The 26,468-nt window shown below is 49.7% G+C and carries 26 protein-coding genes and 1 pseudogene; 10 read left to right on the plus strand and 17 right to left on the minus strand.

The window, feature by feature from the left end; translation table 11 throughout:
• Window positions 1-114: 114 nt before the first annotated feature.
• Window positions 115-453 carry a carboxymuconolactone decarboxylase family protein gene (locus DHf2319_RS10875; protein WP_243478372.1) on the minus strand — a complete coding sequence of 113 codons (339 nt, stop codon included), beginning with the start codon at window positions 451-453 and terminating at the stop codon, window positions 115-117.
• A gap of 69 nt (window positions 454-522) precedes the next feature.
• On the minus strand, window positions 523-1,800 hold the full coding sequence (locus tag DHf2319_RS10880; protein ID WP_243478373.1) for an MFS transporter: 1,278 nt from the start codon (window positions 1,798-1,800) through the stop codon (window positions 523-525).
• A gap of 252 nt (window positions 1,801-2,052) precedes the next feature.
• Between DHf2319_RS10880 and DHf2319_RS10885 the strand changes: the two genes are divergently transcribed.
• From DHf2319_RS10885 to DHf2319_RS13205, 3 genes are read left to right on the plus strand one after another with little or no spacing between them, the layout of a single operon-like run.
• Window positions 2,053-3,279, plus strand: coding sequence for a glycosyltransferase family 2 protein (locus DHf2319_RS10885; protein WP_243478374.1), 1,227 nt, complete (start codon window positions 2,053-2,055; stop codon window positions 3,277-3,279).
• Window positions 3,272-4,324, plus strand: a complete 1,053-nt coding sequence (locus DHf2319_RS10890; RefSeq protein ID WP_243478375.1) for an HlyD family secretion protein — start codon at window positions 3,272-3,274, stop codon at window positions 4,322-4,324. Before DHf2319_RS10885 ends, DHf2319_RS10890 begins: the two co-directional genes overlap by 8 nt.
• Window positions 4,314-4,541, plus strand: a complete 228-nt coding sequence (locus DHf2319_RS13205) for a TackOD1 domain-containing metal-binding protein (RefSeq protein ID WP_369810189.1) — start codon at window positions 4,314-4,316, stop codon at window positions 4,539-4,541. The genes DHf2319_RS10890 and DHf2319_RS13205 overlap by 11 nt, the downstream gene beginning before the upstream one ends.
• A 26-nt stretch (window positions 4,542-4,567) precedes the next feature.
• Here DHf2319_RS13205 and DHf2319_RS10895 read toward each other — a convergent pair whose 3' ends face one another.
• The 7 genes from DHf2319_RS10895 to DHf2319_RS10925 all read right to left on the minus strand — a co-directional run bounded on the left by DHf2319_RS10895 (window position 4,568) and on the right by DHf2319_RS10925 (window position 11,701).
• Window positions 4,568-5,428, minus strand: coding sequence for an isocitrate lyase/PEP mutase family protein (locus DHf2319_RS10895; protein ID WP_369810190.1), 861 nt, complete (start codon window positions 5,426-5,428; stop codon window positions 4,568-4,570).
• A gap of 2 nt (window positions 5,429-5,430) precedes the next feature.
• Entirely contained in the window at window positions 5,431-6,078 is a 648-nt protein-coding gene (gene leuD / locus DHf2319_RS10900; RefSeq protein WP_243478377.1) for a 3-isopropylmalate dehydratase small subunit, read from the minus strand.
• Window positions 6,075-7,457, minus strand: a complete 1,383-nt coding sequence (leuC, locus tag DHf2319_RS10905; RefSeq protein WP_243478378.1) for a 3-isopropylmalate dehydratase large subunit — start codon at window positions 7,455-7,457, stop codon at window positions 6,075-6,077. Before leuC ends, leuD begins: the two co-directional genes overlap by 4 nt.
• Window position 7,458: 1 nt before the next feature.
• Window positions 7,459-8,460, minus strand: coding sequence for a TauD/TfdA family dioxygenase (locus tag DHf2319_RS10910; protein WP_243478379.1), 1,002 nt, complete (start codon window positions 8,458-8,460; stop codon window positions 7,459-7,461).
• A gap of 119 nt (window positions 8,461-8,579) precedes the next feature.
• Complete coding sequence (locus DHf2319_RS10915) at window positions 8,580-10,115, minus strand: tripartite tricarboxylate transporter permease (protein WP_243478380.1); 1,536 nt, start codon at window positions 10,113-10,115, stop codon at window positions 8,580-8,582.
• Window positions 10,116-10,136: 21 nt separating this feature from the next.
• On the minus strand, window positions 10,137-10,631 hold the full coding sequence (locus tag DHf2319_RS10920; RefSeq protein ID WP_243478381.1) for a tripartite tricarboxylate transporter TctB family protein: 495 nt from the start codon (window positions 10,629-10,631) through the stop codon (window positions 10,137-10,139).
• A 74-nt stretch (window positions 10,632-10,705) separates the two neighbouring features.
• Window positions 10,706-11,701: a Bug family tripartite tricarboxylate transporter substrate binding protein gene (locus tag DHf2319_RS10925; RefSeq protein ID WP_243478382.1), complete on the minus strand. Its 996-nt coding sequence runs from the start codon at window positions 11,699-11,701 to the stop codon at window positions 10,706-10,708.
• Window positions 11,702-12,066: 365 nt separating this feature from the next.
• Here DHf2319_RS10925 and DHf2319_RS10930 point away from each other — a divergent pair, with 365 nt between their 5' ends.
• Genes DHf2319_RS10930 through DHf2319_RS10940 form a run of 3 tightly spaced genes read left to right on the plus strand, consistent with a single transcriptional unit; the run spans window position 12,067 to window position 14,033 of the window.
• Window positions 12,067-12,459, plus strand: a complete 393-nt coding sequence (locus tag DHf2319_RS10930) for an HIT family protein (RefSeq protein ID WP_243478383.1) — start codon at window positions 12,067-12,069, stop codon at window positions 12,457-12,459.
• Entirely contained in the window at window positions 12,452-13,006 is a 555-nt protein-coding gene (locus DHf2319_RS10935) for a phosphorylase family protein (RefSeq protein WP_243478384.1), read from the plus strand. The genes DHf2319_RS10930 and DHf2319_RS10935 overlap by 8 nt, the downstream gene beginning before the upstream one ends.
• Window positions 13,007-13,010: 4 nt before the next feature.
• Window positions 13,011-14,033 carry a histone deacetylase family protein gene (locus DHf2319_RS10940; RefSeq protein WP_243478385.1) on the plus strand — a complete coding sequence of 341 codons (1,023 nt, stop codon included), beginning with the start codon at window positions 13,011-13,013 and terminating at the stop codon, window positions 14,031-14,033.
• Window positions 14,034-14,048: 15 nt separating this feature from the next.
• On the opposite strand, the gene DHf2319_RS10945 is transcribed toward DHf2319_RS10940, so the two are convergent.
• Window positions 14,049-14,336: a TFIIB-type zinc ribbon-containing protein gene (locus DHf2319_RS10945; protein WP_243478386.1), complete on the minus strand. Its 288-nt coding sequence runs from the start codon at window positions 14,334-14,336 to the stop codon at window positions 14,049-14,051.
• Window positions 14,337-14,668: 332 nt separating this feature from the next.
• On the opposite strand from DHf2319_RS10945, the gene DHf2319_RS10950 reads away from it, so the two are divergent.
• Complete coding sequence (locus DHf2319_RS10950) at window positions 14,669-14,935, plus strand: KTSC domain-containing protein (protein WP_243478387.1); 267 nt, start codon at window positions 14,669-14,671, stop codon at window positions 14,933-14,935.
• Window positions 14,936-14,954: 19 nt separating this feature from the next.
• Here DHf2319_RS10950 and DHf2319_RS10955 read toward each other — a convergent pair whose 3' ends face one another.
• Together DHf2319_RS10955 and DHf2319_RS10960 are read right to left on the minus strand one after the other, a co-directional pair.
• Window positions 14,955-15,842, minus strand: a complete 888-nt coding sequence (locus DHf2319_RS10955) for an NAD(P)-dependent oxidoreductase (protein WP_243478388.1) — start codon at window positions 15,840-15,842, stop codon at window positions 14,955-14,957.
• Window positions 15,843-15,873: 31 nt separating this feature from the next.
• Entirely contained in the window at window positions 15,874-17,961 is a 2,088-nt protein-coding gene (locus DHf2319_RS10960) for an acetate--CoA ligase family protein (RefSeq protein ID WP_243478389.1), read from the minus strand.
• 328 nt (window positions 17,962-18,289) lie between these two features.
• On the opposite strand from DHf2319_RS10960, the gene DHf2319_RS10965 reads away from it, so the two are divergent.
• From DHf2319_RS10965 to DHf2319_RS10975, 3 genes are read left to right on the plus strand one after another with little or no spacing between them, the layout of a single operon-like run.
• Window positions 18,290-19,276: a Bug family tripartite tricarboxylate transporter substrate binding protein gene (locus DHf2319_RS10965; RefSeq protein WP_243478390.1), complete on the plus strand. Its 987-nt coding sequence runs from the start codon at window positions 18,290-18,292 to the stop codon at window positions 19,274-19,276.
• A gap of 22 nt (window positions 19,277-19,298) precedes the next feature.
• On the plus strand, window positions 19,299-20,462 hold the full coding sequence (locus DHf2319_RS10970; protein WP_243478391.1) for an acyl-CoA dehydrogenase family protein: 1,164 nt from the start codon (window positions 19,299-19,301) through the stop codon (window positions 20,460-20,462).
• A gap of 24 nt (window positions 20,463-20,486) precedes the next feature.
• A complete protein-coding gene (locus DHf2319_RS10975; RefSeq protein ID WP_243478392.1) occupies window positions 20,487-21,164 on the plus strand; it encodes an isochorismatase family protein in 678 nt (225 codons plus the stop codon).
• A 6-nt stretch (window positions 21,165-21,170) separates the two neighbouring features.
• Here the strand turns inward: DHf2319_RS10975 and DHf2319_RS10980 are convergent, their stop codons facing one another.
• From DHf2319_RS10980 to DHf2319_RS11000, 5 genes and pseudogenes are all read right to left on the minus strand, one after another.
• On the minus strand, window positions 21,171-22,697 hold the full coding sequence (locus tag DHf2319_RS10980) for a tripartite tricarboxylate transporter permease (protein WP_243478393.1): 1,527 nt from the start codon (window positions 22,695-22,697) through the stop codon (window positions 21,171-21,173).
• Between the two features lie 31 nt (window positions 22,698-22,728).
• On the minus strand, window positions 22,729-23,172 hold the full coding sequence (locus DHf2319_RS10985) for a tripartite tricarboxylate transporter TctB family protein (protein WP_256462160.1): 444 nt from the start codon (window positions 23,170-23,172) through the stop codon (window positions 22,729-22,731).
• Window positions 23,173-23,323: 151 nt separating this feature from the next.
• A pseudogene (locus tag DHf2319_RS10990) lies at window positions 23,324-24,517 on the minus strand (CaiB/BaiF CoA transferase family protein); the annotation flags it as partial.
• Entirely contained in the window at window positions 24,510-25,439 is a 930-nt protein-coding gene (locus tag DHf2319_RS10995; protein WP_243478396.1) for a hydroxymethylglutaryl-CoA lyase, read from the minus strand. The pseudogene DHf2319_RS10990 and the gene DHf2319_RS10995, both read right to left, overlap by 8 nt.
• A gap of 87 nt (window positions 25,440-25,526) precedes the next feature.
• The gene (locus tag DHf2319_RS11000) at window positions 25,527-26,438 is read right to left on the minus strand and encodes an isocitrate lyase/PEP mutase family protein (protein ID WP_256462161.1); all 912 of its coding nucleotides are present in this window, start codon (window positions 26,436-26,438) and stop codon (window positions 25,527-25,529) included.
• Window positions 26,439-26,468: the final 30 nt, after the last annotated feature.

Raw genomic sequence — 26,468 nt, forward strand, 5'->3', positions numbered from 1 at the left:
AATTTCCCGCTAACCTACAAACTCAACCGATCAAGTCAGGCGCTAGCCTCGTCATCAACATCCCACAACAGAACCTGTCAAGCGGTAACGCTAGCTTGCGTGTTCCGTCAAACGTTAAGCCGCGAATTCGTCAAAGGCAATCTGCGCTTCAGCAGCTGTCATGACAGATGGCCCACCACCCATATAGATTGCGACTTGCAACATTTCATTGAACTCTTCCTGAGTCACACCCATTTTGCGGCATGCCTGCGCATGGAAAGCAAGACAACCTTGGCAGCGCATCGCTATCGCAATAGCCATGGCCATGAGCTCTTTGTTTTTAGCAGTCAGTGCCCCATCGGCATGCGTTGCACCGGCCATCTGTGAGAAGCCCTTCATGGTCTCCGGGATGTGAGTACGAAAGGTTTTAAGCTTGGCACCGATATGTGAGGCCAGGGTTTTATAGTCGGTCATTATGGGACTCCAAAAAGGTTCTTGAGCCCCTGTTATAGATTGTTACTGTGAATGCCTGCCTGATACAGATCAATTTTTTTGTTGCGCCACCGTTTTCCCGCGCAGCATGTTGATCGGCAACAACAACAACAAGCCCATCAAAAAGAACAGAGCAGTTGCCGCCATCGCTAGGCGCTGGTTGCCAAGGCTGGCCCATGTCAAGAGCCCATAAACTAACGGACCCAAAATGCTTGCCAGGCGAGTGGCTAATGTCCATAACCCATAAAACTCACCCAAACGACTCGCCGGTGCGAGCAACCCAACCATCGCGCGACCGACTGATTGGCTGGCACCCATACAAAGACCTGCAATCACCCCTGCCACCCAAAAACCACCCTTCGTTGTGACTGAAGCAGCAATTAAGCAGGTGGCGACCCATCCCAAGAGCGTGAATGCAAGTGCAAGCCGATGACCAAACCAGTCTTGAGCATAGCCCAAGGTCAGCGCACCAACCACCGCAGCAATATTTAGAACAAAAATCAAGATCATGATCTCGCTTTCACTGAAACCAATCACTTGCTGTGCGTAAATAGCTGCCAGCGCAATCGCTACTGCAACGCCAGCCATATAGGCCACCGTGCAACCTAGAAGCCATACAAAATCCTGAAACTGTCGGGCATGCTGCCAAGTTTTTTGTAACCGCTGCCAAGCAGGCGACACCTCCCCACTCTGCCCGGGACGATCACGAAGCAGGCCTATTGACAATCCAGCCGCCAGCGCAAAGATTGCAGCGGTAATCAACATGGTCACAGGCACAAAGTCAGCTGCAGTTTGACCTAACGATTGGGCTTTCAACACATACCAAAGACAAACACCCAGGGTTAACATGCCACCGATGTAACCTAACCCCCAACCCCAACCGCTCACCTTACCCATAGACTCGGGCCTAGCCAGCGAAGGCAAATAACTTGAGATCAATGACTCACCCCAGCTAAAAAACACGTTTGACAAGATCAATAGAACGATCGCAAGCCCGACTGCACCCGGGCCGACCATTGATAGTCCCGCTGTCGTTAACACACAACCTACCGTGGTCATGGCAAGTAGCCCGCGACGACGTTGAAACTTATCACTTCGTGCCCCAATCAATGGCACTGTCAACATCACAATCAGGTGTGAAAGACTAAGCGCCCATGTCCACCAGAGCGTGCCTAAAGTGGCATCGCCGACTACGGCGCTGACAAAGTAGGCCGAAAACACAGCCGTCAGTACAACGGTGGTGTAGCCTGAATTAGCAAAATCGTACAGGGCCCAGCCAAACACCTCCCATCGGGAAACGCCAGGCTTGAGTGCGACCATTTTTTGCATATTGACGGTGATTACGTGATGGGTCTACTCGAACTTTACAGGAAGGTAGCTTGAGAATGCTTGATCTTCACCGCCTGACTGCATCCTAAATACCTAGGAATTCAGTTCTTGCAATTCGGTCACAATTCAGTGATGCTTTAGGCAAGCTTACTTCCGTGTCAGATTGACAATCTATAAATCTTTCGTTGCTGTCATTTCCTTGGGGAACTCACATTGCTGCTAGAGGCCATCGCAATCGTTGTTGTTCTTTTTTTGGAACACCCTTTTTTAACCGCGATCTTGGTGATCGCGCTTGAGATTCCGCGCTACACGCTAGCAATTTTTGCACTGGGCATCACCAAAATCTTCAGGCCGACACAACATTTGAGATCAAACAAAAGTGTGACAGCGATTATTCCCTCATACAACGGCGGAGCCGACTTACGTAACACTGTCCACAGCCTGATCCGACAAAAAACAACACTCCATGAAATCATCGTGGTCGACGATGGATCTTCAGATGGTAGCTGTGATTTTTTGGAGGCCTTATCTCAAGAACACGCCAACCTTCGCCTGTTGCGCCACTCTCACCGGGCAGGAAAAAGTGCCGCCATCAATCACGCCGCCTATTTAGCTACCGGCGAGTTACTGCTCGTGGTTGATCATGACACCAGCCTAGACCCAGACGCCTGCCTGCGTCTAGCTTGTGCATTTGAGGACACATCAGTAGCAGCCGCTTCTGGAAACCTTTTGGTAGGTAATCTCAACCGCAACCCGTTGACCGCTTTGCAATCACTAGAGTACATGCTGGCAATCACCATCGGACGCGGTTTCTTGAATCAGCTCAATGCCATGAGTTGCTGCAGTGGGGCTTTCAGCATGTTCCGGGCGGATGCCTACCGGTTGGTAGGTGGCATGAATGTCGGTCCTGGTGAAGATTTGGAAATTACATTGAGGCTCAGGCATGCCGGCTACAAGATCAGATTCGTCGACTCTGCTTTGGCTGAAACATCTGTCCCCTCCACCATCGGGAGTCTATTCAAACAGCGTTTGCGCTGGGATGGCGACGCGATAGCGATTCGGCTTTTGATGTACAGGGAACTCTCTTTTTTCAAGGCAGGAGAGCCTTTGTCTGGATCACTGCAGCGATTCGACTACATTTTGCTGGAACTACTGCCAACCATTATTTTTCCATTCTATTTAGTCATGCTGTGGGTTGACTACGGCACAAGCATGATTGACATTTTGACTGCGCTTTACATCGCACTTTTCTGGCTATACGCTCTAAATATTGTGTTGGCAATGATCATCACCAAACGTCGGGTAGGATTGTTAGATGTTTTGGTTCTACCGCTTATGCCGATATATCAAGGCGTGATTTTGCGATTGGTAAGACTCGTTGGCATCAGTGACGAAATTCTACTGGCTCGATCACACAACGATCCGCTAGTCCCTCGACAAGTGCGTTTAGCTCTATATGGAGACACAGCACGTGACTGAGAAAACTCAACAACTACCTGATCCAGTTCTGAGTCGACGTGCCACCGCGGGCAGATTTTTACGCCTGGTCTACGGATCGATTGTTATCTTCCTGGGCTTATTTCTCGGCTGGCAAATCATTAAGCCACTGATTTACACACAAAGCGCCGGTTCAGTGGTAGCGCCCTACTACGTAGTGTCTACCCCCTATACAGCTCGTATCGTCGATCTATCTGTCAAATCTGGCACTAAGGTCAAAGAGGGACAAGTCGTCGCAACCGTGCGTTCGCCCGAAATAGACGGCTTACGCGCTGACTTACTGAGTAGCATTGCTGAACAAATTAACAAAGAAGCTGATCTGCGCATCCGGTTGCTTGTAGCCACAAGCAGCCTCGAATCAGCCCAAACCAGAGTCTCGGCTGCCGAGGAATGCTCCGCTGTCATTGAGCAAAATCCGGAACAGGTAACCTCGGTGTTTCGGGGGCAAGTCTTGCGTGAGTGCGCCCAAGCTAACGCCGAATTGGCGCGAATCGAGGCTGAAATATCAGAAACAAGCAAGCAAATTGCAGCCGTTCACAAGGCCAAGAACGACATAGAAGAAGTAAAGAGGCTTGTAGACAACGCATTTAATGAGGGCAAACAACTAGCACCCATAGATGGCGTTGTGGCAAATCACACGGCCAACCCAGGGCAGAGCGTAACGGCTGGAACATCAATTGTTGAAATTTACGACCCAACCAAGCTCTATGTGCAATGGATTTTGGCTGCCGATCGGCTAATACAGCCTCAGGCAGGTGCTCCGGTTTACGTACTAGACGGCAATCGAGTCATGCGTGCGACTATCAAAGAAGTCTACTCAATTTCCGAACAAACCCAGGAGGGAGCGACAGTATTCTCTCGTGTACGGTCAGGGCAGCTTGTACGCATAGAGCTAGCGCCTGAGGAGGCTTACCCCGCCTACATGACCGATGTGGAGGTCCGGTATAACTATTGGCGTTTTATGGACCAAGCCGTAGAGCTTTATGTGGACGTCATGACCTCCTTGGGACTTTGGCGTGAGCAGTAATAAGGCAATAAGCCACGAGAGTGGCGTAAAAAAACGCGCACTGATTCATCACTTTCTGTGTGCGTACGTTGGCCTTAGTTCGGATTTCAAGAGATCAAATGGCGATAGGATTTGTCCGAAGTGTCAACGTGCGCTAATCCAAAAAAACAATGATTGGAACGTAGTGGGAACGTTTCCACCGAAGAACTACAGTCCCAAGGCTGCCACTGACTCGTGAGGTATCAACACCGTCAGATAGGTAACTCAGTCCTCAGCATATCGCTTTTCAAATGCCCAAACCTCAGGAAAACCTATCATGTTGGTAAATTCAGAAAATGAGTACATCGGCGTGGCTTCAGTAACCGTGCCATGTTGCTGCAAATCATGGTAGGCCCTATCCAAACCAGCCGCACAAGAAAGAAATCCTGCAGCTGGGTGAATAACGATGGTGTACCCTATCTCTTTGAGTTCTTTGCCAGGCAACACCGGTGTCTTGCCACCTGTGACCATGTTCGCCAATAAAGGCTTCCCTAGCGATTGACACACTTTTTTCATCTCTTCGACTGACTCAGGCGCCTCGACAAACAACACATCTGCACCCGCCTCTCCATAAGCTGCGGCTCGCTCAATGGCCTCTTGCAACCCGAGGCCCGCTCTGGCGTCTGTACGCGCAATAATGAGAAAATCCTCATCTGTTCTAGCATCGCAAGCGACTTTAATTTTTTTAACCATATCCTCTTTGGCAATGACAGGACGATTGGGAGTATGACCACACTTCTTGGGAAACTGTTGGTCCTCAATCTGAATTGCGGCAACCCCAGCTCTTTCATAACCTTTTATGGTATGCGCAACATTCAAAAGACCACCATATCCTGTATCCGCATCAGCAATCACCGGAGTTTTTGTCATCGCACAGATACGGGACACGCGGTCAAGCATGTCGGTGTATGTAGCAAGCCCTGCATCGGGCAATCCAAGATACGAGGCTACCAGCCCATAACCGGTCACATATAGCGCATCAAAGCCCATACGATCAGCCATTTTGGCTGAAATCAAGTCATAAACGCCGGGGGCAACAATCAATTCTTCATTGCGGACTTTGGCGGCGATAGCTTTGCGGTTCATCTTCATGACTCCTTTTTTGAAATGAATGCTTTAGGGCTCTGCAGCCAAGGGCTGGTTTTAAATTGCCATTGCTCGAAAGCCTGGATTTTGTCGACTAGGCTAAGCGTCATATCCATCTCCTGAGCCCCATCTGAGAGCATATTCTTAAAAAACTCATCGATCTGAAATGGATAAAAGCGACCAGAGCCCGTTGCAATCGTCCGATGCATCAAATTGATCTCGACGGTATTCGACTTCTCGACATCATTCCGTAAGTCTGGCCAATTCTCCTCTAATTTGGCCAGCAGCAGCCCGTTATTGATTGCATTGCCATAAAAAATATCGCCGAAGCTTTTTGCAATTACCGCTCTGAATCCATTATCTAACAATGCCCAAACAGCGTGCTCACGTGATGAGCCACAACCGAAATTTTCACCAGCGATTAGCACCTTTTGATTATTTATCGAATCATGGATTTGCTCAGAGAAGGATGCGTGACCTTGCTGCTGTTGCTCACTAGTCAAGAAATCGTGAAACAACAATCCTGCGAACCCTTCTCTACGCGTACGAGATAAAAATCTAGCTGGAATGATCTGGTCGGTATCAATGTGGTCTCGATTCAGAATGATGCAAGGACCGCAGACGACACTGACTGGTTCGAAGCGCTTCATAACCACTGCCTCACATCGGTAATTCGACCGGTCAACGCGGTAGCTGCAGCCGTCAGTGGGCTTGCCAGATGGGTTCGACTGCCCTTTCCCTGCCTCCCCATAAAATTTCGATTTGAAGTTGAGACACAGCGTTTACCACCTGCCACACTATCGCCATTCATCGCAACACACATGGAGCATCCCGGCTTCGCCCATTCAAACCCTGCCTCTATGAAAATCTGATCCAAGCCCTCCGCCTGTGCCTGTTGCTGGACCTGAACCGAGCCTGGCACGACAAGTGTTGGCACCCTGGCTTTGCCTTTGCGCGCTATCGAAGCTGCTATCCGTAGGTCCTCAATGCGGCTGTTGGTGCAGGATCCGATAAAAACCTGGTCGACTTTCAAGTCCTGTAAACGCATTCCAGAATCTAATCCCATGTACTCCATCATGGGTAGATATTTTGCTCTCAGGTCAGCGTCGAGTTCCTCCAGCTTTGGTACATAACCTGACACACCCAACGATGTTTCTGGCGAAGTGCCCCAGGTAATAGTTGGCTCAACTTCCTTTGCGCGAATTTCAACTTCTCGATTGAAAACAGCGATTTCGTCTGAACGCAGTGCCATCCATTGGACGACCGCCTGATCAAACAGGTCACCTTCAGGTGCGTAACGCCGGCTACGCAAGTAATCAAAAATTCTCTGATCAGGCGCAATCATGCCAGCCTTCGCACCCGCCTCAATAGACATATTGCAAATCGTCATTCGGGCCTCAACGGACAAGCCCTCAATGGTGGATCCCGCATATTCAATGACGTGACCAGTTCCACCGCGCGCGCCAATGAGTCCAATCACATGAAGAATCAGATCCTTAGCCACCACTCCATCCGTGAGAGAGCCGTCTACTCTGATCCGCATCGACTTAGATTTCTTCTGCCAAATCGCCTGAGTACCAAGTACGTGCGCGATTTCTGACGCGCCGACACCAAACGCCAAACAGCCGAATGCGCCATGTGTGGCTGTATGACTATCACCGCATACCACTAGCGAACCAGGCAAAGATAATCCGAGCTCCGGACCAACGACATGAACGATCCCTTGGTAGTCGGTGCCCGCGCCGTAACTTGTAAAGCCGTGTCTTTCAGCATTTTGTTTCAATATTCCGCCCAACTGAAGGACTCGTTCCGATTGCACCGAAGCAGGGCGGGTTGCGATGTAGTGATCCTCCATACCAAAAGTCAGATCAGGTCGCCTGATCTGCAAATTCGCTTCATGTAAGAAATCAAACCCCTGAAAGCAAGCATCATGCACATAGTGACGATCGACGAACAAAAGATCACTACCATCGCTACGATTGTCGATGACATGAGCAGCCCAAAGCTTGTCATAGAGCGTCTTGGCCATATCAATCGAACAACATTTTGTGAAATTTTGCGGCTCGACGAGTGTAAGACAGCTTGCGCTCATCAAACATTTGCCCCTTGATACCACCGCGAACGGCACCGGCCCGGTGATCATGAAACGCATGTTTCATTTCCGGTGATAAAGGCTGACCGTTCGGTATGGCAATCCAGGCACGCAACAGGCTGCGTTTGCGCTCAGGCTCTTCATAATCCTCGTAGGCGGTGCGCGAATGCAAGCACACATGATTATTCAAGATCTGCAAATCACCAGGCTCAAGTCGCATCTCGAACGTGTATTCATTCGACTGGGCTGCAGCATCAATCCAGTCCATGGCTTTATCTTGCAACTCAGTCGGCGCGGTAGCACCTTCATGTCGGCTAGCGTAGCGAATATGGTTACGCGTGAAACGACAACTAAACCAGCCTTGCTCAATCGCAACAACTGGCGTTCGATAATAGGGCAACTCGTCCGAGGCTTGTTCATCCTGCCGGGAGTAGTAGAGGGGTTCCATCAACGCCTGTGCCAACTCAGGCATTTGCTCATATAGATCGGAAAAGATCGTGCGAGACGAGCAAATTCTACTGATACCACCGGACTTAGCATCTTGGATACATAACAATCCAACGTAATCAGCAAAGTCGACATGAAAATCAAGCTCTGCGTTTGTGTTGTAACCACGACCTCCGGCCGCGCGATAAACACCTCCCATATTTTTCACGTGGTTCATCAACGCACTATTCTTGCCTTGCGGCCGCAAGACGCCAAGATGATTCACGAATCCCCAGTACATGGCCTTGATGTCATCCTCAAACAAACCCTCGTTTGGAAAGTTCTTGAGCACGACTAAACCAAAACGGCGCATCAACTGTTCATTCACATCACGAATCAAACCGTCAATGTTTTTAAACTCGAAGTCCTCGCCGGTAGCGTCTTCAAGTGCTATCTGGCTGGCCTTGAAGGATCGTAATCCATGTAATAGACCGGTTCGTTCTAATTCAGTCAAGGATCTCGACCAACTTTGATCAGCTACCAAATCTGCCGGCTTCCAAGCTCTGGGCTGATTAGGCGCTAATGTATCGAGTACTGATTTCACAACAATCCCCCTTATGCGCTGACAGATATTTAATGTTGCTCGACCTTTGTCTGCCCAGCACGTTTTTTATGCTCTTTCGCCAAACGAACTACCAGTGGCAATAAACTGAGCGCAAGAATTGCTAACAACAACAGACTCATAGGCCGCTCAAGAAAAATCGATATCGAAAGTCCACCAGAGCCTTGGTAGGTCCGCATCAGCTGATCATCAAGAATCGGCCCGAGAATCAAGCCTAGGATCACTGCGATCAATGGGTAATCGAATTTACGCAGCACCACCCCCACAACAGCAAACACGAGCATGATGTAGACATCGAACATCAGTAGCTTGACGGCATATGTTCCAACAATAGAAAACAATGCAATTAGGGGTATTAGCACCATGGTAGGCACGCGAATAATCTTGGCAGCGTAAAACGAGACGACCAGGCCAAAGAATAACAACATGAACGATGCAAATACCTGTGAGGTCATCACGCCATACATCAAGGCTGGATTGTCCATAAATAGCCGTGGCCCTGGCACAAGCCCTTGCAACATGAAGCCACCGATCAATACAGCCGTAGCGAGCCCCCCCGGAATACCCAGCGATAACAGCAATGCCAAGGCACCACCCTCAGAGGCATTGTTCGCAGCCTCCGAGTTGATAACACCCTCTGGTTCGCCCTTGCCGAAATTGGCTGAGTTTTTAGAGTAACGACGGCCTTCGTTGTAGCTAACCACGCTGGCGACCGTCGCGCCTGCCCCAGGTAAGCCACCGATGAGTACCCCGATCGTACTGGCGCGTAACAAAGTGATTGGATGTCTCAAGGTTGTGACGAAACCACGCAGCAGCTGCTTTAGATTTTTTGATTTTTCAGTGCCTGAGTCTGCGGCACTGTCGCCAGCCACATAGGTGCGCTGCAGCATCATGAACAATTCAGAAAAACCTATCAAACCAATTAAGGCTGGTATTAATGGCACACCATCCAGTAATTCATAAAAGCCCCAGGTACCACGCATAGCACCTGTGTCTGTCATACCGATTGTTCCGATCAAGACGCCGAACAATCCAGCAATTGCCGCCTTTAAAAAACTTTTGTGCAAACTAGCAATGATAGTTAAGCCTATGACGCCCACGAGAAAAAGTTCTGGCGGTCCGAAACTGAGTGCGAACTTAACAAGTAGCGGCAATATCAATATCAAAAAGATCGCCCCCAACAAATTGCCGATCGCGGATGCTGCAACGGCGACCCCCAAGGCTTCACTGCCCCTGCCTTGTTGTGTCATAGGATAACCATCTAGCCCCGTTACGATAGCCTGTGGAGAACCGGGGATATTAATAAGAATGGCCGATATGGAACTGCCAAAATTTCCGCCGGCGTATATGCAGGTTAGAAAAACAATTGCCTGCAAAGAATCCATGCCAAAGGTGACCGGCAACATGACGCTAATGGCTAAAGGGGTGCTAAAGCCGGGGATGGCTCCAGTGACAATCCCGAACAAAAGTCCCAAGATCATCATCAAGATGACTTGCCAGTCTGCCAGCAATCCAATACCAGCCCATAGCGAAGTCAGTTCAGACATAGATTTCCTTCACGTGCAGCCCTAAATTAAGATGCCCTCGGGCAAAGAAAAGCGCAGAAAGATTGACATACTGACGTATATAAACCCAACCACGGCGGCCGGTAGGGCAATCGTCAGCCAAATCTTTCTGGCACCCAACGAATAGGTAAGCAATGCAAGATATAAAAACGAAGAAACGACAAATCCGATACGATCAAGCGCTAAAGCGTAGATCAACGTCAACACACTGAATACGAATGCATCCCGATAGAACTGCCTGCGAGCACTATTCGGTTGCCCTGCCTCTTGATTTGACAAGCCAATCTGTTCTGACGATTTGGCGGCCCTTACTTTTTGTGTGATCAATGCAACTGCACAAAGCATGAGTGCCCAATACACGGGCTCTACCAACAATAAATTAATCCGCTTTGATGAAATACTGTAGATTTCAAGGTAGTACTGAGTTGCGTAGCCCACTAGAACAAGCAACATCAGCAACTCATATTTGACCTTATTGAGTGCCTGGACCCAAGTCATAACTCCCCCACCCCGCAGTGATATCCCCACCAGATCAATGATCTGGCGGGGTTATGCTCAGCCCTGATGCCTTATTAGCTTCCCTTGAGCGTATCTTTAAACTCCACAACAACATCATGAAGTTCTTGTACGAGCTGCTTTGACTGCTCTGGCCCACGATAAGCGGAGATTAGTATGGACCCCTGCTTGGTAATGTAGTCCTGATACTCCGGGCTATTGAATGCCTTTTGATAACTCTGAACTAACGCCTCAAATGCCTTCGGATTAGTTTCAGCAAACTCACGAGAGACGGCTATAAAACGATTGTCTCCAATCGCTGGGATTTTTAGCTCCGGATACGCCTTGGTGATTGGTACGGCATTCGGCCAGCCGGGGAAGGTTTCTAGTGATGACACCGCCAAAACGCGAACCTTGTCACCAAGCACCATATCGCCATAGGCAGATGCGATCATGGCATCACTGTGACCTCCAAGCAAATCAGTGCGCTGAGCCCCACCACCGTTGAATGTCACGATATTGACATCAAGATTGAGCCCTTTAACAAAGGCGAGCCCAAAAAGGTACGTACCTGAACCGGGCACCATTGAGATTTTGATCTTGCCTGGGTTGGCACGGATATCATTCACCAAATCCTGAATGGTTTTGTATTTTGAGTCAGCACGAACTGTGATTGAGGAAAAGTCGCGCTGTTCGATATTGACGAACACAAAATCATCTAGCGTGAAGTCAGCGTCTTGTGCAACGATATTCATGCTTAAAGTTGGTTGAATACCGGCAAACAAGACCGTTCCGTCCTTGGGAGCACCCATAAAAGTTCGGGCTCCGAGCATCCCGCCAGCACCGCCACGGTTTTCAACCACGATGGCTGAGCCACCAAGCGTCTTTTCCCAGTGAGAGGCAAGACCACGCGAAAAACGATCAACTGACCCGCCTGCACCGAATGGAACAATCAGCTTGATATTTCCATTGGGCCACGTTGTTTGTTGCGCTAGCGCACTCGACAAGGGTAACGATGCGAGTAAAGGTGCCGCGATAAACGCTTTGTTCAGGGAACGTCTTTTCTTATCCATGCTGTCTCCTATCGACTATGTATGACGATTGATTAAATCCATGACACCAAACCGAACTGTTTCCCTCTTCACTAGATATTGGGTCACGGGTTTTTGGCAATACGACGCTAGTGCCGGTCGTTCCACTTACAAATCTTCGTTTGCTTTCAACCTGAAACGTGACTGATCATCGCATCAATGACAAGTGCTTGCAAGACTGAATATCAGTCGCGAAATATCTAAAACCGTCCGTTTAGATTGGGATATTCTTAGCTTACGAATGGCCGCAAGATTCAAATACACAAAATACAAGGAACTTTTAATGCGCCGGGTAGTAATGCGGATAATTTGATAGATTATTTACCTTCAAATGCACGAGACTCGACATGACAACCTCCAACACCTGCATCTTCTGTTCGTTACCCGCCACCAGCCTCATCGACGAGAATGAGCTCGCCTTCGCAGTGCGCGACATATTTCCTGTCAATCCAGGGCATACACTTCTCATTCCAAAACGCCATGTCTCTTCTTGCTTTGAACTAACTGACGAAGAAACGCTAGCGCTCATGCAATTGCTTAGGCGCGCCAAAGAAGCCATTGATGCTGAGTTCAAACCAGACGACTACAACATTGGCGTGAACAACGGGCCACTGGCCGGTCAGACAGTCCCGCACGTTCACATTCATGTCATGCCGCGCTACCGCGGTGATGTAGATGATATCCGTGGTGGCGTACGCAACATCATCCTAGAAAGAGCCGTATACCGAACCAATGAATAAGCCTCTGATCGTCACGGCTTTGCCGCAAGAGTTCGCTCATCAACCCATACCCCATGACATTCCAGTTGTATTCACGGGGCTAGGAAAACTCAATGCGGGGCTATCTCTAATAGAGGCTCTTGCCTATCATCAGCCTTCAATCGTGATTAATTTTGGTACTGCCGGAAGACTAGACAAGTCAGTCGAAGGTCTCGTAGAGATCGCAGATGTTTTACAACGAGACATGATTGCAGAACCACTCGCTCCACGTGGCCATACGCCGTTTGATGACACACCCGTCCTTCTTGGCTCCGGCTTCCAAGGAGTTCGCTGCGCCACTGGGGACAGTTTTGTAACAGCCACGGATCCCTGGCTAACTCAACAAAATGTGAGTGTTGTTGATATGGAGCTGTTTGCACTGGCACTGGTTTGTCATCGAAAAGGCCTTGCTTGGCGTTCTTTCAAATACATCACTGACGATACTGACGACAATGCTGGCGAGCATTGGCAAGATAAAGTACACCACGGCCGTGACTTGTTTCTGGCCAAACTAGACGAGCTGCTCTGACCCCATGAAAACCTTTTACCATCCAGACCAGAAGCTACACCATCCGCAAACTTACTTTTCTCGGGGGCAAATGCGTGCGCCACAAGAGGTGCCTACGCGTGTGGATGGTATCTTGCAAGGCCTTAAAAACTTGGGACTTACAGTTCATACGCCATCAGATCATGGCATGAGCCCCATTACCGCGGTGCATGATGCCAACTACATCGAGTTTTTGCGATCCGCCCACCAACAATGGAAAGAAATCCCTGAGGATTGGGGCGATGAGGTCATGTCAAACATTTTTGTTCGCCATCCCAACCCATTACGCGGCATACTGGGCCAGGCAGCACGTTACCTTGCTGATGGCAGTTGCCCGATTGGCGAACATACGTGGCAATCGTCTTATTGGGCGGCCCAATCCGCGATAGCCGCAGCTAGCGACATATTGAGTGGTGAATCAAAAGCCTACGCACTATGCCGTCCTCCAGGGCATCACGCGCGTTATGACGCTGCAGGCGGATTTTGTTACATCAACCACGCAGCAGTGGCAGCCGAGTTACTTAAAACCAAATTTAAAAAAATTGCAATCCTAGATACTGATATGCACCATGGCCAAGGCATTCAGGAAATTTTCTATCAACGTGATGATGTGATGTATGTGTCAGTCCACGGTGACCCCACCAACTTCTACCCGGTCGTCACGGGATTTGAAGACGAGATTGGCCAAGGTCCAGGCCGAGGTTTCAACGTCAACTTACCCATGCCGCACGGTTCAGATGAGTCTTTCTTTTTTCAGCAAGTTGCCAAAGCCATCCAAGCCATCAAGCGGTTTCACCCTGATGCGCTCGTGTTTTCCCATGGTTTTGATATCTACGAAAATGATCCGCAGTCAAAAGTAAAGGTCACGACTGATGGCTTTCAAAGACTTGGCAAGCTAGTACATGAGCTAAATCTGCCCACCGTAATTATTCAGGAAGGCGGCTATGACTTGGCTAGCATGACAGTCAATACTGAGCGATTTTTTAGCGGTTTTTTAGGTCAAGCCTAGTCCGTTAATCACTGATCAGTCAAAAAACTCGCTCAACCAGGACTTTTGTTTTTTGCGATAGTACGGCTGTCTCTCATACCGTTGGTCTTGGCGACTATCGTGGCGATAATCCTGTCGTGGGTCATGGGCTGGTTGAGCGCTTTGAGCATTTGGGATGGCATTGGCAGTGACCGATTTCTCGATCAGTTTGTCAAGCTCTCCCCGGTCCAGCCAAACGCCACGACATTGCGGACAGTAATCGATCTCGATACCCTGGCGCTCGGTCATGACCAGTTGTGGGTCCTTGCAAACGGGACAGTGCATGTGGTGACTCCTCAATCAAAACATTGGGTGTTGCCTTTGTATATGGTTTCCGTGAGTCAACCAAGACTCTGCGTAAGTTCCCTGAAACACCATAACCCCTACTTCGCATAAGGGATTAACCGGAGGTCACGTGCGTATACACTGACAAAAGATCTTATGGGTTACCCAGTTTCCGTGTCACGCCCTTGCAGTCGAACATCGTTCTTATCAACATCTCGACGGGTTTGCACATGAGTACCTTTCAATGTATTTAGGGATCATGTGGGGAACAGGGTCAACGGCTTTGAGGCAGATAGACGAGCACCCAATTACGCAAACGATCGTGATGAATCATGGATAAGAAACACTTCCCTTCGGGACGTATACGAGAGATCACTTACGCGGCAAAAGAGCGTCACTTGCAAATCACCTGGGACAACAAGACCATCACAGCGTATCGACCTGTGCCAAGGGAAATCTTTGATCGGTTATGCAAGGCATCCAATCCCGCAACTTATTTTGAGGATCGAATTGCTGAGGAATACCCGCAAGTCACACCTGTAAAGTCCCGTGATCAAGCAACTGCGATCAAAAACCTCAAAGATTTGTTCGGCAACTGACTCACTGGGCACATCGGCGCTATTTAGCCGCTGCTTTAATCAACATATCGATGATTTGCGGCATCGGTGCGGCCTCGTCCTGATTTGCACCATCTTCGTAGAATTTACGCATGGCGCTAGCCAGATCATGCTTAGCACCTGACTCAGTAGCCATGGTGTCGTAATAGCTAAGATCTTTTCGGGCGTTTGACAACGAAAATTGAAAGCCACTAACGTCGCCAGACAACAGATAAGGTTGCAAACGGTCAAACACCACACCGGCACCTCCACCTTTTCCTAGAATCTCCAAAAACACCTCTGGTTTGATACCAGCAACCTTAGCGCTAGCAGCAGCCTCGGAAAAGATCCCAGCGAATCCAAGCGAAACGAAGTTGTGAATCAACTTCATTTGGTGGCCTGCACCGACCTCCCCCGCGTGGGTAATGTTCTCAGCAAAGCTCTGTAGCAGCGGCTTGACCGTTTCGAATAAATCAACTGGGGCACCGACAATAAGATTCAGGCGCCCCTGAGCAGCTTCTTTTGGGGTTCGGGTCATGGGTGCATCCATGAAACTGACCCCCTTGGCGTGCACGTCCTTAGCAATTCGCAGGGTCGACGAGGGAATCGCCGTAGAGCAATCAATAAGAACCTTTGCTGGTGTTAGCGAATCAAGCAAGCCTTGCTGGTAAAGCACATCTTCAACTTGGGGGCTACCGGTCACGCACAGAATGATAATGTCAGCCCAGTAACCCAAGGCTTTGACATCTTTTTGAGCGGTTGCACCCATGTCCAGCAAGTCATCAACGGGCTGGTTACCCGGATGGTCGAGGAACATGAGATCGAACCCGCTTTTCAGGATATTGAATGCGATCCCGTGACCCATATGGCCCACGCCAATAACGGCGATTTTTTTTGTGACGATGGTCATCTTGACTCTGCCAATTCAGTTCGAAAAAATTCTACGACTCGACCAATGAGACCAAGCCATCGACTGCGACCACTCCGTCGTTTTGAACAAACAAAGGATTGATCTCTGCCTCTGAAATGCTAGGTTCGTCGTAACAAGCAAGCTGAGAAAACGCGACGATAGTTTGAGCCAATGCCTGACAATCGCCACGTGGCAAATTGCGATAGCCTCTTACCACTTGCGTAACAGTGACCTCCTCAATCATCTGCCAAGCCTGCTCCAGTGTCACTGGCGCAAGTCGAATACTGACATCGGGCATCAGCTCAGCAGCCACACCACCTGCGCCAAGAAGAACTGTCGGTCCAACTAACGGATCACGACGGTAACCTAACAATAACTCGATTAACTTTGGTTGCATCGTTTGTACCAAATAGCCATCAAGCTTTGCATTGGGTTTGAACTCGCGCACACTGTTGGCAATCTCTGTCATGGCATTGGCTAATGCATTGGCGTCAGCTAAACCCACCTTGACGCCGTTGACTTCGGTTTTGTGCAGAATATCGGCCGATGAAATCTTAGCCACCACTGGATAATCCAGCGTCACCTCATCGGCATGCTGGACTAGCATCTGGGGTGCCAACTTAACCCCCAATGACGCAAATACTTGCCCTGATTGATATTCAGACAAAGTGCCTTTGCTCGGCAAACCGACTGGCCATACAACTGATTTTCGCTCTGGTGGCGGCTGATGCGGCGGTTCAAAAAATAATGCCAGTGCCTGCGCACATGACTCCGGTGTCCTGAATGCTGCAATACCGGCCTGTTGAAGCACTTGCAGTGAAGCCAGGGCCTCTGGCGCTAAAAACACGACCAATGGCTTCTGTTCAGATTTTCGGGCCCGCGTTATCGGTTTAACCGCGAGTTCAGGATGAAATTGCGCCGATGACCCCACGACACTTAAGACTGCATCACACCAATCACATTCGAGCAGCTGCTCCAATAAGTCTTGATACTGCTCGCTGGTGCCTGCTAAGGTAAGATCCATCACTGGGACTGGGCGCAGATTTAAGCCTCGCGCTTGCATGTGATCGATAAAAGATTGCGGTGGAGCTACCGCCTCAACCGATTCAAGACCAAGATTGTCAACAACAGTCGCTGCACCGCCACCGGTGGTGGTAATCACAGCCACCCGAACAGAACGGTTGCCAGACACGATAGGTCGCCGGTATGTGGTGGCTAGTGGAATAATTTCAAATAGTGTTTCCAGCTGACGCACACGCAATACCCCGTGTGCCTTGAGGAATGCGTCAACAGCCTTGTCATTACCCGCCAAGGCGCCGGTGTGCGACTGTGCCAACGCATCACCCTGCTCCGATCGTCCGAGTTTGTATGCAATCACCGGTTTACCAGCTGCCCTTGCCCGCGCTAAAGCGCTTGCCAAACAAGGTGCGTCGCGAATAGTCTCAAGAAATAGCAAAATGACCTTGGTTGAATCATCGTCAACTAGCACGTCGACTATCTCACCCACGGATACATCGCTCTCATTACCAACCGAAATCGTTTTGGCGAAACCCAAGCCCCGAGCAGCTGCACGCGATAGCAACGACCCCATCATGGATCCACTTTGCGAAACCAGACTCACCGATCCAGCTATTAGATCGGGCGCCTCGAAAACAGCATTCACCGACATGATCAAACCGGTTTGTAAATTAGCCAAGCCGATGCTGTTGGGCCCAATGACTCTGAGCCCAAGCTCGCGAGCTTTGGCGAGCAACTCATTTTGTTTTTGTTGGCCTTCCGGACCCGCCTCGCCGAAACCATCACTGTAGACAGTCACTACTTTGACACCTGCCTGAGCGCATGCCTCCAACTGCCCCATGATCAAGTCACTACTAACCATCACAAATGCATGATCGACAGGTGTTGGACAGGTGTTAACGGAGGACCAAGCCTGCTCACCCAAAACCTCTGATTGAGAATGGTTAATTGGATATAACACCACCTCGCACCCGTGTTGGCGGGAGAAACGCAGTGGCCTGGCTGTATTTTTCTTTGGGTTAGATGAAACTCCGATCAGTGCGACCCGGGCCGGATTAAATAGAGCTTCGGAAAGTGCTGAATTACGCTGGTTCGATGTCATGGTGACTCGCTGAAAAAGCAATGTTGCTTACTAAGGCAGCCTTCTGCTGCAGTCCCACAGCAAAGATAGCTAACCGTATCAGGGTAAAACCTTATCACGCCGACACACCCTTTTTACGGTACTAAACGTCGTTGTTCCCACGAACGCTGCACCCGTCCAAATCACGGTCAAAACCTTCTATCAAAAAGCAAAACTAGCTCTTAAAAACAAAAAAACTTAAAGACAAGGGTTTGCTTCCTATTGGCAAGCCGCAGTGATAAGGTTAGCGGCATACTCAGTTGAGAAACTGGGTTATTACTCACAACAAAAGGTTAGGGAGATAATAGCCATGCTGAATAAGTTACCCAAGAGCTTGCTAGCAGCCACCGCGATTGCGACTGCAACGCTTTTTACAACAGGTGCACAAGCCCAGGCAGATAACTACCCAGATAAGCCAGTGACACTGCTCGTTGGCTTCTCGCCAGGTGGCGCAACCGACATCATTGCCCGCTTGTTGGCCAGCGAACTGGAAAAACAATTGGGGCAACCGGTTGTCGTGCAGAACAAGCCAGGTGCGGGTTCGAACATCGCCGCTGGCGAAGCAGCACGCGCTGCCCCGGATGGATACACATTATTCATGGGCACTATCGCGCAGACGATTAGTCCAGCCATTCGGTCAAACCTGCAGTACGACACCAAGAAAGACTTCATACCAGTCATCCAGACCATGGCGTCGCCCAGTATCTTAGTGGTTAATCCCGAGGTGCCGGTGACAACGGTCAAGGAGTTCATCGAATACGCAAAAGCCAACCCAGGAAAAGTGACGATGGCATCTTCTGGCGCCGGCGGCTCGCCACACATGGCAGCCGAATTGCTTGATATCCGCGCTGGCATTGACACGCTGCACGTGCCTTACAAGGGAGCTGGACCAGCTATGAACGACGTGTTAGCAGGTGTGGTTACCGGTGGCTTTAAAACCGCCACCGCAGCTATTCCACAGATCAAAGCTGGCAAGGTTCGCCCACTGGCCATTGCATCGGAGACACGCTTGGCACAGCTGCCTGACCTGCCAACCATGAAGGAAGCCGGCGTCGATGATTTCTATGTGACCTCCTGGAACGGCATCTTCGTCCCAGCTGGCACTCCTCAGCCCATTGTAGACAAGATCTCTGCAGCGACTGCAAAAGTGCTGCAGCAGCCCAACATCGTCGCAGAATTCGACAAGCGATCAGCAGTTGCGGTAGGCGGCTCAACCGAGGATTTCCGAGTATTTATCGATGCAGAGCTCGATAAATGGGCTGAAGTCGCTCGCGAAGCCAAGGTCAAACTGGATTAATCACTTGCAGGAATAAGCGATCATGGAGTTTTCGTTGTCAACTGAGCAGCAAGCGTTTCAAGACGCGGTGCGCCGGTTTGCTCAAAAGCATTTGCAAGCCGGTGCGCTTGAACGGGCGCACTCAGACGAGTACCCTTGGGACGTCAGTAAGTTGATGGCCGAACAAGGGTTGCTTGGCATTACGGTTGCAGAGAAAGACGGTGGCATCGGCGGTACATTGATGGATGCGGTCATCGCCATTGAAACCGTGGCTAGCGTTTGCCCTCGAAGCGCCGATGTCGTCCAAGCGGGTAATTTTGGCGCTATCCGTGTGCTTGCGGAATACGGCTCAGCCGATCAAAAGGCTCGCTTTCTTACCCCATTGCTATCGGGTGACGCGTTGATATCAGTAGGCATGACCGAGCCAGATGCTGGCTCGGCTGTCACTGAATTACGTAGCCACGTAACTCGTGATGGCAACGGATGGCGGCTAAATGGAACCAAGGTGTTTAACACTCATATTCCTCATGCTGCCTACATGATCGTTTATTGCCGTTTTGGTCCTGGCGTTCAAGGTATTGGCTCAGTGCTGATTGATACGCGAGCCGAGGGCGTTCGGTTCGGCAAGCCCGTATCCTATATGTCGGGTGAGAAATGGACGCAAATCTATTTTGACAACACCTTTGTTCCGGATGACCAAGTCATCTTGGGCGAAGGGGGCTTCAAAAAGCAAATATCGGGCTTTAATGTGGAGCGCATTGGCAACACAGCCCGTTCACTCGCTCTAGGTCGCTACGCTTATGAAGAAGCGCGTCAATGGGCTTTACAGCGAGAGCAGTTCGGGCGCCCCTTGTGTGAGTTTCAAGGTCTGCAATGGAAGTTTGCCGACATGAAAATCAAGCTTGATGCAGCACAACTTCTGTTGTACCGCGCAGCGATCAACGCCGATAAAGGCCTGCCATCACCAATGGACACCGCAATTGCCAAGGCCTACTGCAACCAGGTTGGCTTTGAGGTGGCTAACGAAGCACTGCAGGCGATGGGTGCAACCGGGTACAGCATGGAATCTTTGGTCGAGTATTGCTTGCGACGCTGCCGCGGCTGGATGATTGCTGGCGGTTCCATTGAGATGCTCAAAAACAGGATCGCTGAAGGTGTGTTCGAACGTAGCTTTCCTCAACGCCCACCAAAAACATCGGTGGCATAAACCCGATCATTAAAGACTTAATCCATGGCAACTGACAAACTTGAAAAGTGGCGCGGATACGTGCCGGATGAAGAGCTCGAGACATATCGCAAGGCCGGATTTGCGCAACCAATCGGTATGGGCAAAAAGGCCGCTCTACTTAATATCGACACCACCTATATGTTTGTTGACCCCGCTTACTCAATGTGTGGGCGGGAAATGACCGACCTCATAGACGCTTTAAACAAATTGACCGAGACTTTCAGGGAACTCGATCTACCAATCTATTACAGTCGCCGTGACGATCGCAGCCACCCAACCTATCGAGGCGTTTGGAATTACAAGCTGCAAGAGCCGGATGCTTTTCAATATGCGCGCGACCCCAAAGCTGATCAATGGCCGGAAAGCTACGGACCTAGACCGCAAGACAGGCTAATCCTAAAAAATAAGCCTTCGTGCTTTTTTTCAACACCACTCGAAGCGTTCTTGCGTTACGACGAGGTAGACACCTTGATCATTTGTGGTGTCTCAACCTCTGGGTGCGTGCGTGCGGGTGCCGTTGATGCTTTCTCACACAATTTCCGAAGCATCATTGTGGCCGATGCGTGTGGAGATCGTAGCCCGCAGGCTCACAAAGCGAATCTTTTCGATCTCGACATGAAGTTCGGTGATGTTGAATCGTTAGCTGACACGATTCGTGAACTCAAAGCGCATTACGGCTAGCAGTCATTAACCATCCACTTGAGCGCGTTCGCGCTCAAGTACTTGCCTTCTGGCAAATCGGCGAAGTACACCAAAAGCCGACCACAAGACAATAATTGAAGCTATCACTAGCAATCCAAGACTGATGGGTCGATCCACGAATACCATCAGATCACCGCGTGAAATCAAGAGCGCGCGCCTAAGGTTTTCCTCCATCAACGGACCCAGCACGAAACCAAGCAACAAAGGAGCGGCCTGAAACCTTAGGGCACTGAGCACCACGCCCAAAATACCGACGATGGCTACCAGGAGAATATCAAAGGGACTGTTGCTGACGCTGTAGACGCCGATCGCGATGAAAACAAGAATTGCGGGATACAAAAGCCTGTAAGGAATGTTCAGAATCGAAACCCAGAGCCCGATTAACGGTATGTTCAAAACAAGCAACATGATGTTGCCGATAAAAAAACTAACAATCAAACCCCAGAATAATGATGGTTGCTCGGACATGAGCAATGGTCCTGGTTCGATGCCATGAATAATCAGAGCGCCGAGCATAATCGCCATGGTGGCACTACCCGGAATACCGAGAGTCAGCGTTGGGATAAATGCGGACTGTGCCGCAGCATTATTGGCTGACTCAGGTGCCGTGATCCCCTCTATTGCACCATTTCCAAACCGCGTTGGATCCTTTGCGATTTTTTTCTCAACTGCATAGGCAATAAATGCTGATATGGCAGCACCCGTGCCAGGCAGTGCGCCAAAAAAACCGCCTATACCAGCGCCACGAGACATTGGCATCAGACTGGCCTTTACATCCTCACGTGTTGGCATCATCGAGCGCATTGTGATTTTTTGCGTGACTTTATTGTCCCGCTTCACTGTGATGCTATTGACGATTTCCGAGATGCCAAACAATCCCATGGCAATAACCACCAGACTAATGCCATCCATCAACTTTGGGATCCCAAAATCAAACCGGACAGTTCCCGAGTTAATATCCGTACCAACGGTGCCGAGCAACAGTCCAAGTACTACCATCGCCATTCCCTTAGCAGGCGAACCGGATGCCAGAGTGGACGCCGCTATTAGACCTAAAACCATTAGCGCAAAATATTCGGCAGGCCCAAACTGCATGGCCATCTCAACAATCGCATGAGAAAACAACACCAACGCCATGATACCGACTACACCACCAACCAACGATGCGATGGTTGTCATGAACAATGCAACACCAGCCCGACCTTGCTTGGCCATTGGGTGACCATCCAAACAAGTGACTGCATTGGCCGTAGTACCTGGTAGATTTAGCAGAATCGAGGCCGTTGAACCGCCATACTCGGCACCGTAGTAAACCCCAGCCAGCATCACAATCGCTGAGGTGGCATCTATGTAATAAGTGATTGGCAACAATAGCGAGATCGCTGCCAGTGGTCCGATACCCGGCAAGACACCAACAAATGTGCCCAAAAAAACGCCAAGGAAACAGTAAAGCAAAACCGTTGGCTGAATCGCAGCATCAAAACCAATCAATAAGCTGTTGATAATTTCCATGTGTATTTATTCCGGAGACTGGCGATCGATATCAACGTGACCAAGGCCACAAAGGAAACTGCATGCCTAATCCCAATGAGAAAATGAGGTAAGTCAACAAGGCGATCGAAGCAGCCAGGATAAGCTTTTTGCGCCAGGGTAAGGTGCTAGCCATACTACTTGTTAGGACACAAATCATGGTCGCAAATATCACACCCACAATGTTGAGTAATCCTGCAAACAAAATAAGGCTAGCGCTAACCCAGAACAGGCTCTTCCACTGAACTTCGATCGCAGTTCCCGTGCGAAACAACGCGGGTACAGCTATAAAAACCCCGAGCAGGGCCAAAATGCTGCCAAGCACTACCGGGAAATACCCCGGACCCATTTGCTGCAATTGACCCATCTCATATCGCTGACCATAAATCACAGCGAACCCCCCAATAGCAATCATGAGGAGTCCGCCTAACAAATCTCTTAAGTCCTTTTTGATCATTAGTTCCCCAGCCTGGACTGTGACGATGCTTGAAATGTAACCAGAAAAACAACTTGAGCTCTATTCTCGATAACCACGACACCGTGATTATCAATTCCCTGCTGCCGTTAAGCCTTACAGAAAAACAAAGGTTTAACAATCAAGGGGTATGGATCACACCCTGCGCAGTCAATGCGGCAATCTCTTCTGGCGTGAAGCCTAACTCATTAAGTAACGTAGAAGTATCATTACCAATTGCCGGGGGAGCATGCCGCACACCTAACCGTTGTCCATCAAATTCAATCGGTATAAGTGGCACCTGCGTTGATACCGTGGCATTAGCACACGACCCATCTGGCGGGATCGTGACATCGACCAATCCTACTGTGGCTTTCAAATGCGGGTCGTCAAAGAGTTCCTCAGGACGCGTGATTGGTGCATAAGGCAGACCTCTTGCCTCGAAACGCTCACTAAGCTGCTTAGCGCTCAGATTCGCAAATCTTTCTCTCAATATCGGCATAAGCCAGTCACGCGCCTGAACCCTTTGATTATTGGAAGCAAGGCTTTGGTTATTGAAAAGATCACTAAAGCCGAACTCGTCGCAAAAAATTTGCCATTGAGTATCACTGACGACCGACAAGAAAATTTGTGCGCCATCCTTAACCGTAAACACATCATAAATACCCCAGGCGCTGATACGGTTTGGCATTGGTGCCGCAGGTTTACCTGTCACAGCGTACTGCATCATATGTTGAGCAACGAGAAACACATTGTTTTCAAACAAAGCACTCTTGACCGAATGTCCGCGTCCTGTTTTGCCACGCTCATGTAACGCAGCCAGCGCACCAATGGCGCCAAACATGCCGCCCATGATGTCATTAACACTGCTGCCTGCTCTCAAGGGTCGCCCCTGCGGTCCAGTCATATAGGCCAAACCACCCATCATTTGAACCACTTCATCTAAAGCGGTTCGTTGTTCGTACGGCCCGGGAAGGAATCCTTTGTGAGAAACGTATATCAAACCAGGATTGATGGATCGAAGTTGTTTCTCACCAAGTCCTAGTTTATCCATGGTGCCGGATTTGAAGTTTTCACTAAATACATCGGCAGTCTTGATCAATCGATGAACGATATCGTGGCCAGCCTCGGTTTTTACGTCAACAGCCAGACTTTTTTTATTGCGATTAAACAGCGGAAAAAAACCCGCTCCTGACCCCATTAGCTTGCGCGTATTGTCACCTGTTAGCGGCTCAACCTTGATCACATCCGCACCCAAGTCAGCCAGTATCATGCCGCAGGTTGGGCCCATGACCATGTGCGTAAACTCAACCACACGGATTCCTGTTAACGGCAAGCTCTCAGACATTCACGAACTCCTGCACGAATCCCTTTGGCAATCCGGCTTCTGGCGTCATGCCATATAAAGATTCCGTGGGCAAACCGATACGCAGTGGCTCACGCGCAGCGATTAACTTTTCTAGATTTATGCCTGTGTTCACACCCATGGCCTCAAACATAAACACCAAATCTTCGGTTACGACATTTCCTGAGGCACCAGGTGCATAGGGACACCCCCCAAGTCCGCCAAGTGATGCGTCAAAAGTGCGCACTCCAACGTCATAGGCCGCCAAGCAATTCGCTAACCCTAGGCCGCGAGTATTGTGCATATGTGCCGCTCCTGTCTTTTGACCAATGACATCACGAACTCGATTAAACAAACGCCGAACCTGTGCAGGATTAGCCATACCTGTTGTGTCGGATAATCCGACCTCATCTACACCAGCATCGACCAGAGCTTTAGCCAGTGCCACGACCTCATCCTCATCCACAATCCCCTGCAAGGTACACCCGAATGCAGTCGAAATGCCTGCCTCAATCTGGACATTGGGCGCCAGGTCATTACGCACACTGACAATCGTATGAATCTCTTGAACCATCTCTTGGGGTGTTTTTTTGACATTAGCTAGCGAATGCGCTTTGCTAGCAGACACTGGCAGGGTTATCTTGTGTACCCCAGCATCAAATGCTGTCTGCGCTCCACGCAAATTTGGCACTAGGGCCATGACAGTGACGCCCTCGTGCCGTAACGCGTGTTCAACCACGAGTGCTGTGTCGGCCATTTGCGGCAAGAGTTTCGGTGACACAAAGGATCCGACTTCGATTTCACGAACGCCAGCAGCAACTAAAGCATCAATCCAGCAAAGCTTATGCTCAATTGGCATTGTTGTGGATACAGATTGCAACCCGTCTCTGGGCCCGACCTCACTAATCAGTACACTCGATTCCATAGACTTTTCTCAAACAATACGGATAAATATCTCGCTACAAAAAATCAGCAGCTCACCACGACAGACTTATCAAACAAAGGATTTGCTTTATTGATTGGCGAACTTACGCTCAAGATCAGTCCAAGCAGGATAATCAAACAAATCCCACAATCCCCGATGGTCGACCATACGATCTGAAAACGCTGCCGTAGCCCCATTTTGTTTGAGTGTTTGCATAAGCTCAGCACCCTGCTTAGCGATCATGCGAGTTAGCGAATTCGGAAAAATGGCCAGTTTATATCCGAGCTCATACAACTTCGATGCTTCGAATACAGGCGTACGACCTCCTTCAACCATGTTGGCAAGCGTCGGCGCTTTAATTGATTGGTTAATTCGCCGCATTTCTTCTTCACTTTCAGGCGACTCGACAAAGAGCACATCAGCACCTGCCTCTTGATACCGCAGCGCACGCTCAATCGCCACTTCGATACCAAACTCGGTGCGCGCATCAGTGCGCGCAATGATCAAAAGGTTTGAATCATCGCGAGCATCAACCGCGGCCTTGATTCGCCCCACCATCTCATCAACATCTACTACTTTACGTCCGGGTTCATGCCCGCATTTTTTAGGCCACGCTTGATCTTCAATCTGAATACCGCTGACCCCCGCTCGTTCCAGATCCTTGACGGTTCGAATCACATTGATTGGTCCGCCGTAACCGGTGTCAGCATCACAAATCAACGGGATGTCAACACTGTCACAAATACGCATGACACGCTCAACAATCTCCCCAAATGAGATAACACCCATATCAGGCGCACCAAGCGCACTCATCGATAACCCGGAACCAGTGATGTAGCCAGCGCCAAAGCCAGCGTTTGCCACAAGCTTAGCCGTTAGGCAATCAAAACAACCTGGTGCCATGACGATAGATACCTCGGCTAACGCTGATTTAAGCCGAGCGTTTTTTCCTGTCGAGCGACTTAGCCCAACCGGATATGTTGACGTTACAGACATCATCCCCCCGATTTGTTTTTTGAAAAGGCAAGA

Origin of the sequence: Orrella daihaiensis (genome assembly GCF_022811525.1) — a bacterium.
Taxonomy (GTDB): domain Bacteria; phylum Pseudomonadota; class Gammaproteobacteria; order Burkholderiales; family Burkholderiaceae_B; genus Algicoccus; species Algicoccus daihaiensis.